The following is an 11,693-nucleotide window of genomic DNA, read 5'->3' as shown; positions in this document are numbered from 1 at the left end:
CATGGTGACGGTGTACGAGCCCGCGGGAGGAGCCGACGGCCTGGCCGGTCTGGCCGGCGCGTGGCACGCCAGGGTGATGGCGGACGAGGTGGTCAGCCACGCGTTCAGCCACGGGTTCCATCCGCAGCACACAGAGAGGCTGGCCGCGTACTGGGGGGAAGCACTCGGTGGTCCGAGTCGGTACTCGGAGACCTACGGCGACGAGACCTCAGTCGTTCGCCTCCACAGTGGCAACGGGGCGCACGAGGAGATGAACCGTCGCGCGATCTCCTGCTTCGACCAGGCCTTGGTCGACGTCGGCCTCGACGGGAACGATCGGCTCCGACAGGTCCTGCATGACTACTTCGCGTGGGCGACCACAACGACGATGTCCCGGTATCACCGCTCCGCCGACGACGTACCAGAAGGCCTGCGGATTCCACGCTGGTCCTGGGACGGACTCGTCGGCGACACCGGTTCTCGCGACAGTTGAGCTCGCGCCGCTCGGCCGTCTGAGCATGATGACAGCAGTGCGCCGCTTCCGAGTGCCGCCCGCTCTCGCCGCCATTGCTGTCACAGCCATCTACGGAACCGTCAATGTCGGGGTTCCAATCGCGCTGTCGACGCTTGGTCCGAAGCGTGGTTGGGAGGACACGCGTCCAGGCGTGGCGAACCTTGTCGGCCTCGCGCCGTTGGTCGGCGGCCTCGTTGTCGTCGTACTCGCCGTGTCTGACCATGCGAAGGCGGTGCGGCGTCTCGACTGGCGCATCATGAAGGTGGACCCCGAACACCTTCTGACTCCGGATTACCTGGTCACCGACGGGCTCTACCGCCTCAGCCGCAACCCGTTGTACGTCGGCGACATCGCAATGTGGACCGGCTGGGCGATTCTCCTCGGCTCGCTCCACGTCGCGGCTGGGCTCGTGGCGCTCGTCGTCGGTCTCCAGGTCGGTGTCCGAATGGAGGAGCGTGGACTGGCACGTCAGTTCGGTGCCGAGTGGGACGCGTACGAGCGCGCGACCCCTCGATTCCTAGGTCGCCCCGGCCGGCGCTGACCCCCAGCATTCCTGCAGACTTGCGGAACTGCACGCTGAACAGCAGCGACGCGACGGGAGGCACCATGCCGGAAGAGTTCGGGGGCGATCTTGCGGGAGCCGTGTTCTGGGGCGCCGATCTCAGCGGCGCCAGCTTCCGCGACGTCAACCTCACCGACGCGAAGATCAGCCATGCCTGGCTCGTCAACGTCGATATCGACGCGCTGGTCGACACGGTTGTCATCAACGGCGTCGACGTCACGGCATACGTGAACGCGCGTGACCCGTGGTACCCGCTGCGCGCGATGCTCCGTCCTTCGAACCCGGAGGGTATGCGCGCGACGTGGGCCGCCCTCGAAGACGAGTGGGCGAAGACGATTACCCGGGCGCAGGCTCTCCCCCAAGACACGCTGTATGAGTCGGTAAACGACGAGTGGGCCTTCGTCCAGACCCTGCGACATCTCGTCTTCGCGATGGACAAGTGGTTCACGGCGCCGATCCTCGGAGAGGGCTTCCACCCGATCGGGTTGCCGAACACCGGCTCCTTCGACTTCCCGTGGCCCGGTCTCGATCACGACCTGACGCCGTCTGTGTCGGAGGTTCTCGCCGTGCGCGCGGATCGCGCCACGCGCTTTCGCGACTATCTCGCATCGGTTGCAACGACCGACTTCACACGATCGATCGACGTGCTCGAGAACGGCACGAACCCGCTGCAAGAGTGCATCTACACGGTCTTTGAGGAAGAGTTCTGGCACAACCGCTACGCGCAGCGCGACCTCGCGCACCTGGAAGCGGCGAAATGAGACCCGTTTGGGCGCAGCCAGCGCAAGGGGTAAGGTCGCTTCGTCACCGATTCGCCGCCGGGGTCCTCCATGCCCCCAGGCGAGAGAGGAGACAACTCAATGCGTTCCGAGGCCTGGTACCCCCATGCGCCCGAGCAGCCCCCATCGCAGCTCGCGATCTGGCAGCCCCGCGGCCGGCCCCTCAGGTGGGACATCGGTCATCAACCCGATGTCCCCGCTACCGCGGCGGCCGCACTCGAGGCCGCCCCCCTTCTCCGGGAGCGCGACGATGGCTGAGCCCCGCTGGCCGGTGGGGACGCCCGTCGAGGTACGGAACCGCTTCGATCGCGCCTGGGCCGGGGGCTTCGGAGTGGCAGCCGTACGCGAGGAAGGCGCGAGGTACCGAGTTCGGCGGCTCTCGGACCGGGCAGTCCTCCCGACGTTGTTCGTCCCGGCTGAGCTGCGCGTCGAGCAGCGCTGAGCGCCGACGTTCTGGCGGTCAGGCACTCCAGGCCTCGGCGCGCCCCGATCGATGGTGACGGGACTTGTTGGGAGCGCGCCGTCGGACGCCAAGCTGACCGATGAGTTTCCCCGTGGGCACCGGTCCTACGTTTGAACCTTCGAGAGGAGACAACGTGTCGCAGATCACGCACGTCGGCAGGGTGATGGTCCCAGTGGCGGATCAGGACGAGGCGATCGCCTTCTACACGAAGACCCTCGGCTTCTCGGTCGTCGCCGATGTCCCCTTCGGTGATGGCGACCGCTAGGTCGAGGTCGCGCCGCCGGCCGGCGGGGCCGCGCTCGCCCTTGTCCCACCCCAAGGCGAGTATCAGACCGGCCGCATGACGGGCATCGCCTTGGAGTCGCCCGATCCCCGCGCCGATCACGCCGAGTTGAAGAAGCTGGACGTCGATGTGGACGCGGAGCTGATGGGCGGCGACGGCACGGTGCCGCTGTTGTTCTTCTTCCGCGACAACAACAAGAACCAGCTCATGATCGTCGAAGGCCAGTAGTCAAAGCCGTTCACCGCCGACCTCTGGCGACATAGTCCCCCACCGACGGTGGGGAGGCGTCATGGCTTACGACGCGTTCGTTTCCTATTCGCACGCGGCCGATGGACGACTGGCCCCGGCGGGCAGACCGGCCTCCAGCGCCTGGCCCGGCCGTGGTACCGGCAGCGGCCCCTGCGCATCTTCCGTGACGACACCGGCCTGACCGTGAACCCGCACCTGTGGGCCTCCATCGTCACCGCCATGGACGACTCGGCCTACTTCGTGCTCATGGCCTCGCCCGAGGCTGCGGCCTCGCCCTGGGTGAACCGCGAGATCGAGCACTGGTGCGCGACCAAGAGCCCCGACCACATCTTGCCCATGCTCACCGACGGCACCCTCGCCTGGGACAACGCCCGCTCGTTCTGTGGGTAGACGGCGCCGATCTGCATGGGCTTCAGCCTGTCATGGCGGGGGCTCTGGACGACCGACGCGCGCGCGTCAGGACAACGCTTGCTTCCAGGCAGAGGAATCGACTCGGGCCACGATGCGATCACAGAGCCGGCGCAGCTGGTCGAGCTCGGTCGAGGTGAACTCGTCGATGACGAGCTCCCGGACGCAGGCGACGTGGCCGGGGGCGCCGGCGACGAGCTTGGCGTAGCCCGCTTCGGTGAGGCTCGCGATCGTGAACCTTCCGTCGGTCGGGTCTGGTTCCCTCTGCACGTAGCCCCACGATTCGAGCCGCTTGATCAGGTGGGAGAGCCGCGAGAGGGACGCGTTCGTGAGTGCAGCCAGTTCGCTCATCCGCAGCCGATGGTCGGCGTCCTCGGAGAGCCGGGCGAGGGCGTGGTACTCGATGAAGCTGAGGTCGGCGTCGCGCTCGAGCTGGCATTCCAGAGCCGCTCGCAGCTGGTGGACCATGCTCGCCAGCGACCGCCAGGCCAGCTCCTGGTCACGGGTGAGCCAACGCGCCTCGCCCTTGTTCATCCGCCGTCGTGTTCGAGCCATGACAGGCATGGTACGGGGCGGCGCCGCTCGATCAGTTGACGATTCAAGTCCTCCGTACACTAACTTGAGATTCGATGCCCGATCGGACCGTCTCGTTCGCCCACCCATGAGCAAGACGCTCGCTACCGCTCTCCCCGTTGACGATCGAGACGTCGCGCCGCGGATCGCGTCGTCCGCGGTAGTCATCGGGCGGCCGAGCTTGGGGCGGCGCGCGCTGCTGTCAGAGGGGGCGGTCGTGCGGGCATCCGGCCGTGGCGTGTCGATCGGTACCGGTTCGGCAGTGATCGAGAACTGCGTCGTCATCGGTACGCCGACGATGCCCACGGCAATCGGGCGGCGAACAACCTTCGGGCACCGCTGCCTCGTCATTGGCGCCACCGTCGGCGACCTCTGTGAGATCGGCAACGCCTCCATCCTCATGCCGGGCGCCCGGCTCGGTGACCGGGTGTTTCTCGGCGAGGGCGCGCTGGTGCCGGCCGGCATCGACCTGCCAAGTGACGTGGTCGCTGTCGGTCGGCCGGCCCGGGTGATCCGCACGGTGTCCGACGCCGACCTCGACCGGCTCCGCGGGCTCCGGGACGGCGACCTGTCGCTCCCCGCCCACACATCCATCGTTGTCGAGCCTGCACTGGAGGGCCTCGCCATGGGACAGCTCTACGACTACCGGGGCATCCTGCCGACGATCGCGGAGTCGGCGGTGCTGTTCCCGACCGCGGAAGTCACCGGCGACGTCGTCATCGGCGCACGCACCATCATCGGCGCCGGGGTCAAGATCATCGGCGACTCCCACGGCCCTGTCCGGATCGGCGTCGACGTCCAGATCCTCGAGAACACGGTCTTGCATCTCCTGCCCGACAACCAGCTGGTCATCGACGACGGCGCAACCGTCGGACCGGGCGCCATGATCCACGGCTGCCACATCGGCGTCGGCACGGTGGTCGAGCCTGGCGCCATCGTCTGCGACGGCAGCGTCGTGGGCGGCGGCTGCGTCGTGCGTGCCGGGGCGGTGGTCAAACAACGGTCGCGCTTCGGCGACGGCGTCGAGATCGACGGCTTCCCCGCCGCCGAGGTCGGACGAATCGAGGCGCCCGGCCGGCCGGCCTGGGCGCTCCACATCGACGACCTGCCGTCCCCCGCAGGTCGCGGTGAACGCCGATGACCACGACGCGGCACGTCGCCCGCGCCATTGCGGTCACCGCGGCGACCGCGCCGAAATGGCGAGTCGAGCTGCGGGCCGGCGCGCACCACCTCGTCGCCGACGAACCGGCGGTCAACGGCGGCGGCGACGCAGGCCCGTCACCCTTCGGCCTGCTGCTCAGTGGCCTCGCCGCCTGCGCCACCATGACGCTGCGCATGTACGCCGAGCGCAAGGGCTGGGCGCTCGAGGCGATCGAGGTCGACGTCCGCTACGACCTCAGCGAGGACGGGCAGGCTTCGATCGATCGCACCATCACCCTGCCTTCCGAGTTGCCGGTCGAACAGCGGGACCGGCTGGCCGAGATCGCCGAACGGACGCCCGTAACCCTGGCCGTCCGCGCCGGCACGCCGATCACGACCACGATCCGCACGACGCCCGCCGCGTCGCCGGCGAGCCCGGTGTCCTAGGCGCGCTCAGTGGCGTCCCCCTGGCCCGAACTGCCCTATGAGGCATGGCACGCGACCTGCGACACGCTGCACGCCCACACCCAAGTGCTCGGCAAGCTGGCCGCGGCCCTGGCGCCACCCGAACCTCAGCTCCAGCACGCCGCGCTGCGCCTCACCGCCCGCGGGTGGGAAACGCTCCCGCTGCCCGCACCCGACGGATCCGGCGCCCTTGTCGTCGCGCTGGACCTGCACCGCCACGAGGCGGTGGCCGAGCACAGCGACGGCCGAGCCACGCGGATCGCACTCGCACCAGACCGGCCGGTGGCCGAAGTCACCCGCGGGGTCCTCGCCGCAGTAGCCGACCTCGTCGGTCCGGTGCAGATCGACCCGACACCGCAAGAGACTCCGTGGACGACGCCCCTGGACGAGGACTACGAGCGCGCCACCTACAACCCGGCGCAGGCGAACACCTACCTCACCGCGGCCACCCAGGCCGCCCTCGTACTTGTCGCGCTACGCGCCCCCTACCGCGGGCGCTCCACGCCGGTCAACGCCTGGTGGGGCACCTTCGACCTCGCGGTGAGCCTGTTCTCCGGTCAAGCCGCCGACCCACCGTCCAACGACTTCATCATGCGCAACTCGGCCACCGCCCAGCAGATCGAAGTCGGATGGTGGCCCGGCGACGCCCGCTACCCACGGCCCGCCTTCTTCGCGTTCGCGTTCCCGTCGCCAGACGGATTCGACCAAGCCACACTCACGCCGGCCGCGGCGCGTTGGGACACCGAGCTGGGCGAGTACCTCCTCGACTGGGACGACGCACGCCGCTCACCCGATCCGCACCAAGCCGCCATCGACTTCGGGCTCTCAGCGATCCGACACGCCTGCTTGGTGTGCGGCTGGGACCCCGCCCTCGCCGCCAGCGCAGCAGGAGCCGTACCGCCCATCACCTGAGCCGGTCAGCTGCGGTAACTGCGGTGGCGGAGCTCGTCCACGAGCCCCGGACGGCTGGGAAGCCAGCCGAGCTCGCAGCGGGCCTTGGCCGCCTCCGTACCTTGATCGAGTAGCAGCACTTCGGCGAAGTAGTCGCCGAGGCGGCCACGGGCTTCCTCGTCTGAGCCGGGAACCGCCCCCGCAGCGCCGGCGGCCACGGCAGCGGCCTCGGTCAGTTCGGCAGCAGTCGACTTCCGTCCGGTTCCCGATCACGTAATAGCCACGGGCGGAGGGGATGACGACCCCGCGCATCCCGCTCGCGTCGAGCACTCGGCGCTGGATCGGCTCCTTCCACGCCACCATCGCAGGAGCGTTGACGGGCGAGTCCTCGCGGATCGAGACATTGGACCCGTAGATCCAGAGCCCGCTGATCAAGGTTCAGGCGGACTCCGCGCGCGCCGTGATCCTCTCGATGGGCTCGAGCCGGGCGGGAACGTGCTTGTGGTACGGCGTGCCGGCGATCGGGTCGCGGTGGTCGCTCGAGGTCAGCTCGTTCGGTGAGACGCCGACGGGATCGCCGCCGGGCGTGTGGGTGAGTCCGAGCCCGTTCGGCAGCGCGACGTGACCGGGCCGCATCATCGGGCTGATCTCGATGAGGACCTTGGCGCTGCCTCGCCTGGTCGTGAGCAATGCGGTGTCGCCGTCGCTGAGCTGCAGCCCGATCGCGTCGGCCTCGGACACCCGCAGGGCGCCGTTCGGGTCGCGTTTTCGCCACGCCGGGTCGCGGATGATGGTGTTGGCTGTGAACGAGCGCCGTTCGCCGGCGGTGAGCACCAGCGGGAACTCGGGGTCGCCGCCGGGCGGCTGCTCGGTCGCCAGGGCCGTGAGCGCCTCGATGAGGATGTCGTTGGCGAGGTGCAGCTGACCGCCGGGTGTGCGGACGCGCTGCCAGCTGTCGGCATGATCGTCGACGCTGAAGGTGACGCCGCTCGGGCTGGAGATGATCGCCTCGAACAACGCGTCGCCAAGCGCGGTCCCTTCGCCGACGATGCCGGCGCGTTCGAGGCTCGGCCGGTTCTGCAGCGCGCACTGCTGCGCCGCGCCCCACAACAGCGCCGCTGACTCCAGACCGGCCGGGAGGGTCGGGCCGAGCGTGCGGTACAGCACGACCGGCGCGAGCGGACCGAGCTCCGGGTGTTCGCTCATGAGCTCGAGGAACTTCGCGCCGAACGCGGCGCGGCTCCCCTTGGCGGCCTTGGCGAGCGGGCCGAGGTCGACGCCGTCGAGCGCGCCGAGGGTCTCGACGATGCGGGCGTGGATCTCCGGCTCGGGCAGCGTGCCCGGGAGCGGGTCGAGGACCGGGTGGCGGAGGTGGAAGTAGTTGTGCGGGAACTCGAAGTTGAAGAATGTCGACTCCGCCTTCTCGAACTGCGACGCGGCCGGCAGGACATAGTCCGCCAGCTGCGCGGTCTCGGTCATCGCGACGTCGATGACGACCACGAACTCGAGCGCCTCGAGCGCCTCGCGCATGCGGGGTCCGTCGGCGAGGGAGTGCGCGGGGTTGGCCGACTCGACCAGCATCGCCCGGTAGCGGTCGGGGTGGTCGGTGAGGATCTCCTCCGCGATCACGTTGCACGGCACGAGGCCGGAGATGATCAGCGCGTCGGCGACCGGCGTGCGGCGCCCAACGGACGAGCGGGAACCCGAGCCGCTGCCCACGAGGTTCACGATGCTCGTCGGCACGTACTGGCCGCCGGGTTTGCCGAAGTTCCCGGTCAGCAGCCACAGCAGCTTCTCGAGGTAGCTGCACAAGGTCGAGTGCAGGTTCATCTGCACGCCGAGGTCCTCGAACATCGCCACGCTGGACGCCGAGGCGATGCGACGGGCGGTCGCTCGGATCAGGTCGGGGTCGAGGTCGCAGATCGCCGCGTAGGCATCGACGTCGACGGCGCGCAGCACCGGCTCGATCTCGGCGAGGCCGATGGTGTGCTCTGCGAGCCACCGTCGGTCGAGCAGTTCCTCCTGCACGATCACCGCGCCGAGGGCGGCGAGGCACCACGCGTCGGTGCCTGGCCGGAGCGCGAGATGGAAGTCGGCGAGCTCGGCCGTCTCCGTGCGACGCGGGTCGAGCACCACGATCGACCGGTTCGGGTCGCGCGCGATCTCCTTCAACGTCGTCCGGGCGTGCGGGAAGCTGTGCGACTGCCACGGGTTCTTCCCGATGAACATCGCCACCTCGGCGTGCTCGATGTCGCCGCGCACGTACGCGCCGAGGATCTTGCCGTTGACCCAGAACTCGCCCGTCTTCTCCTGCGCCAGCGCGTTCGACCGGTAGATGCTGCCGAGCGCGGCGCGCGTCGCGGACGCGTAGCCGCCGCCGAGGTGGTTCCCCTGCCCACCGCCGCCGTAGTACAGGATCGTCGATCCCCCGTAGGTGTCGCGCACACGTGCGAACCCGGCGGCGACCTCGGCGATGGCGATATCCCAGGCGACCGGTTCGTACGTCCCGTCGCGCCGCCGTCGAATCGGCGCGGTGAGGCGGTGGCGGCCGTTCTGGTAGTGGTCGAGCCGTAGCGCCTTCTCGCACGTGTAGCCCTGCGACGCCGGATGCGCCTTGTCGCCGCGGATGCGCTCGAAGCTGCGACCGTCGGCACCGCCGAGACGGACCTCGACGCCGCAGTTGCACTCACAGAGGATGCAGGCGGTGGCCTTCCACTCGCCGGTCGACCCGGCTCGCTCCTGCAGGTCAAGTTGCATGATGGGACCGTACGCGAGGCGAGTTCCAAGATGCAACCCTTGTCGGGGTACGCTGATGCGATGAAGCGCACCGACACCTCCGGCTGGCCGTGCACGGTGGCGCGCAGCGTCGACGTGCTCGGCGACCACTGGAACCTGCTGCTGATCCGGCAGGCATGCCTCGGCATGCGCCGCTTCGACGACTTCCAGTCCGCCCTCGGCATCGGCCGCAACATCCTCACCCAGCGCCTCGCCCGCCTGGTCGACGAGGGCATCTTCACCAAGATCCCGTACCAGGAGAGCCCGGCGCGCTACGAGTACCGCCTCACCGACAAGGGCCGCGACGTCTACCCGATCCTCGCCGCCATGGCCGCCTGGGGCGAGCGCTGGCTCACCGGCCCGGAAGGCACCCCCCTCGTGCTGCACCACACGAGCTGCGGTCACGACATGCGCGCCGTCGTCGTGTGCAGCGAGTGCGCCGAGCCCATCGACGTTCGAAGCGTCCGCGCGAACGCCGGTCCCGGCTACCCGAAGGCGGCAACGCGATGACCCGCGACGAGTGGCTCGCCGCCTTCGCCTCGGCAGCCGGCGTTGACGCGACGTCAGCGGACGACATCGATGCGCTCCTCGAGCTCGCCGGCATCGCCGCCCACGTGTCCGAGCGGACGGCGGCGCCGATCACCTGCTGGATCGCCGCGGTTGCCGGACTCACGCCGGCCGACGCGCTCCGGATCGCGCAAGCGGTTCGCGAGGGCGCCGAGTAAGAGCGCGGAGCGTCACCTCGCCCCCTATGCAACTCCAGAGGCTTGTGCGCTCATCTGGACCGCCTTCGCAGCGTCGCGGATCACGTCGAGCACGAACGCGGGTTGCGAGAGCATCGCGACGTTACTCGCCTTGACCTCGTAGGTCGTGAGGTTTCTCGAGTGGAGCTGGCAAGTGACCATTCCGTGAGACCGCTTCACGATCGTTCGTCCCGGTCGACGATTGGGTCGCGGCGTCACTCGGTGGCTGACGAGCCCGCCTGCCGTTTGCGAGATGATGGAACTGCCCATCGCCACACTGGATTGAGCTCAGCCAACGCCGAGAGGGCCTCGGCGAACTCCTCGACCGCCGAGCTCATCCGGTCGTCTCGCTCGAACGTCGCATGTTTGCCCGCAACGCCTGCGTCGCCTCGTCCAGCCGGCGGCCCGCGTCTGCCATCCCCCCCGTAGAGAGCTTGGTGAACTGTTCAGTTGCCTCTGTGGCGTCGAGCAGCCGCTGCGTAATGCGTTGAAAATTGGTAACGCCCTCACGGAACTTTTGGAGCGTCTCGGGAAGGGCACTCAACTCGGCGTTCAGGCTCTTCTGCCACCTGGCCAGGTCATTCACCCAGTGCGGCACACGATCCGACGACGACACGATGTCACCCTACCGCTGCGCGCGGATTACCTAGGTGCTCGACCGACAGTTGCAGCATCAGGGCCGGTCAGAGTAGGCCGTGCGCGTGGCCCGATGAGGGGGTTGCCGCATGGGTTTCTACCGGGAACAGCTGCTCCCGCGATTCCAGGACAAGGTGATGGCGCGCAAGCCGAACCGAATGGTACGCGCTCGCGTCTGCGACGGGCTACAGGGCGCGGTCGTGGAGGTCGGCTTCGGAACCGCCTTGAATGTGCCGTACTACCCGCCCGAGGTATCGAAAGTTGTCGCCATCGAACCCTCACGAGTCTGCATGCGCATCGCCGAACCTCGCATCGCGCAGACCTCCATTCCCATCGAGTACGGCGGGCTGACCGGCGAACACCTCGACCTCCCGTCAGCAGAGTTCGACGCCGTGCTCTCGACGTGGACTCTCTGCACGATTCCCGACTTGGAAGCCGCGCTCGCCGAGATGCGACGCGTCCTGAAGTCTGGCGGGTCGTTCCACTTCGTAGAGCATGGCCATTCGCCCGACGAGAAGGTCGCACGTTGGCAGGAACGTTTGGAACCGTTGAACGGACGCCTCGCCGGCGAATGCCACCTGACACGGCATATTTCCGAGGACGTCGAGCGCGCCGGTTTCGAGATCGAGAAGATCGAGAGCTACTACTTCAAGGGTGAGCCGAAGCCGATGGGCTACACCTACGAAGGCCGGGCCGTCAGTCGGTAGGTCCTTCGACCTCCCTCGCACTGATCGTGCGGGTGTCGACAGTGGCGAGAACTTCGGCGGCGCGCGTTATCAGCTCGCTAGTTGTAGTGCGTGACCCGAGTCGCCTCGTCAGGGCAGCGGCAGGTTCGGGCATGTCTTGCGGCGTGCCTCGGAGGTGCCGAAGAATCGATCCCATTCGACTTGAGTGAGGTTGCGATTGGCGATTTGGCAGGCTCGGTTTTCCCACGATCTTGTATCAAGGTCCCACTCGATCAGATCGCCGCCCCCTGCGGAAACGAGTGCCTGTCCATCCGGGCTGAACGCGACGAAAGAGATCACCCCTATCGCGTGGCCACGTAGCGGTTTGCCGATCAAATTGGCCGATGCCACGTCCCAGAGGGTCACCTGAGCACTTGTGTCACCCGCTGCGAGCGTCTGGCTGTCCGGGCTGAACGCCAGCCTGAACACCTCCCCTTCAGTGCAGCAGAGCCCTGTCCGCTCCTCGTGCGTTGCGACGTCCCATAAGCCGATCGTCGTGCCTTTCCCG

General features: G+C 68.3%; 13 protein-coding genes and 3 pseudogenes. 11 read left to right on the top strand and 5 right to left on the bottom strand.

All coding sequences use genetic code 11. The annotated features are described in order from the left end of the window. Nucleotide 1 precedes the first annotated feature (1 nt). From E6G06_01570 to E6G06_01550, 5 genes and pseudogenes are all read left to right on the top strand, one after another. The gene (locus tag E6G06_01570) at nucleotides 2-472 is read left to right on the top strand and encodes an oxidoreductase (GenBank protein TML93647.1); all 471 of its coding nucleotides are present in this window, start codon (nucleotides 2-4) and stop codon (nucleotides 470-472) included. Between the two features lie 25 nt (nucleotides 473-497). Next, on the top strand, nucleotides 498-1,034 hold the full coding sequence (locus tag E6G06_01565) for an isoprenylcysteine carboxylmethyltransferase family protein (protein TML93646.1): 537 nt from the start codon (nucleotides 498-500) through the stop codon (nucleotides 1,032-1,034). 65 nt (nucleotides 1,035-1,099) lie between these two features. Next, a complete protein-coding gene (locus E6G06_01560; protein TML93645.1) occupies nucleotides 1,100-1,816 on the top strand; it encodes a DinB family protein in 717 nt (238 codons plus the stop codon). Between the two features lie 560 nt (nucleotides 1,817-2,376). Beyond that, nucleotides 2,377-2,808, top strand: a pseudogene (locus E6G06_01555) (glyoxalase). A gap of 61 nt (nucleotides 2,809-2,869) precedes the next feature. Next, a pseudogene (locus tag E6G06_01550) lies at nucleotides 2,870-3,219 on the top strand (TIR domain-containing protein). A 66-nt stretch (nucleotides 3,220-3,285) separates the two neighbouring features. On the opposite strand, the gene E6G06_01545 reads toward E6G06_01550, so the two are convergent. Further along, on the bottom strand, nucleotides 3,286-3,771 hold the full coding sequence (locus tag E6G06_01545; protein TML93655.1) for a MarR family transcriptional regulator: 486 nt from the start codon (nucleotides 3,769-3,771) through the stop codon (nucleotides 3,286-3,288). Between the two features lie 127 nt (nucleotides 3,772-3,898). On the opposite strand from E6G06_01545, the gene E6G06_01540 reads away from it, so the two are divergent. From E6G06_01540 to E6G06_01530, 3 genes are read left to right on the top strand one after another with little or no spacing between them, the layout of a single operon-like run. Continuing rightward, complete coding sequence (locus E6G06_01540; GenBank protein ID TML93644.1) at nucleotides 3,899-4,951, top strand: UDP-3-O-(3-hydroxymyristoyl) glucosamine N-acyltransferase; 1,053 nt, start codon at nucleotides 3,899-3,901, stop codon at nucleotides 4,949-4,951. Next, entirely contained in the window at nucleotides 4,948-5,397 is a 450-nt protein-coding gene (locus tag E6G06_01535) for an OsmC family protein (protein ID TML93643.1), read from the top strand. The genes E6G06_01540 and E6G06_01535 overlap by 4 nt, the downstream gene beginning before the upstream one ends. Nucleotides 5,398-5,406: 9 nt before the next feature. After that, nucleotides 5,407-6,327, top strand: a complete 921-nt coding sequence (locus E6G06_01530) for a hypothetical protein (GenBank protein ID TML93642.1) — start codon at nucleotides 5,407-5,409, stop codon at nucleotides 6,325-6,327. A 417-nt stretch (nucleotides 6,328-6,744) separates the two neighbouring features. Here the strand turns inward: E6G06_01530 and E6G06_01525 are convergent, their stop codons facing one another. Then, nucleotides 6,745-9,063 (bottom strand): molybdopterin oxidoreductase family protein, encoded by a 2,319-nt coding sequence (locus E6G06_01525; protein ID TML93641.1) that lies wholly within the window; start codon nucleotides 9,061-9,063, stop codon nucleotides 6,745-6,747. 60 nt (nucleotides 9,064-9,123) lie between these two features. Between E6G06_01525 and E6G06_01520 the strand changes: the two genes are divergently transcribed. Both E6G06_01520 and E6G06_01515 read left to right on the top strand, forming a co-directional pair. Continuing rightward, complete coding sequence (locus tag E6G06_01520) at nucleotides 9,124-9,591, top strand: helix-turn-helix transcriptional regulator (GenBank protein ID TML93640.1); 468 nt, start codon at nucleotides 9,124-9,126, stop codon at nucleotides 9,589-9,591. Then, entirely contained in the window at nucleotides 9,588-9,806 is a 219-nt protein-coding gene (locus E6G06_01515; protein ID TML93639.1) for a hypothetical protein, read from the top strand. The genes E6G06_01520 and E6G06_01515 overlap by 4 nt, the downstream gene beginning before the upstream one ends. A gap of 24 nt (nucleotides 9,807-9,830) precedes the next feature. On the opposite strand, the pseudogene E6G06_01510 reads toward E6G06_01515, so the two are convergent. Next, a pseudogene (locus E6G06_01510) lies at nucleotides 9,831-9,953 on the bottom strand (alpha/beta hydrolase). A 205-nt stretch (nucleotides 9,954-10,158) separates the two neighbouring features. Further along, a complete protein-coding gene (locus E6G06_01505) occupies nucleotides 10,159-10,440 on the bottom strand; it encodes a hypothetical protein (protein TML93638.1) in 282 nt (93 codons plus the stop codon). Nucleotides 10,441-10,549: 109 nt separating this feature from the next. Between E6G06_01505 and E6G06_01500 the strand changes: the two genes are divergently transcribed. After that, a complete protein-coding gene (locus E6G06_01500) occupies nucleotides 10,550-11,167 on the top strand; it encodes a class I SAM-dependent methyltransferase (protein TML93637.1) in 618 nt (205 codons plus the stop codon). Between the two features lie 108 nt (nucleotides 11,168-11,275). Here E6G06_01500 and E6G06_01495 read toward each other — a convergent pair. Beyond that, nucleotides 11,276-11,693, bottom strand: a 418-nt coding sequence (locus E6G06_01495; protein TML93636.1) for a hypothetical protein, incomplete at its 5' end; no start/stop codon positions are given.

The organism is Actinomycetota bacterium (assembly GCA_005888325.1).
In the GTDB taxonomy this organism is placed as follows: Bacteria; Actinomycetota; Acidimicrobiia; order Acidimicrobiales; family AC-14; genus AC-14.
Note: the sequence above shows the minus strand (reverse complement) of the source record. Positions and strands in the feature narration are given on the sequence as shown.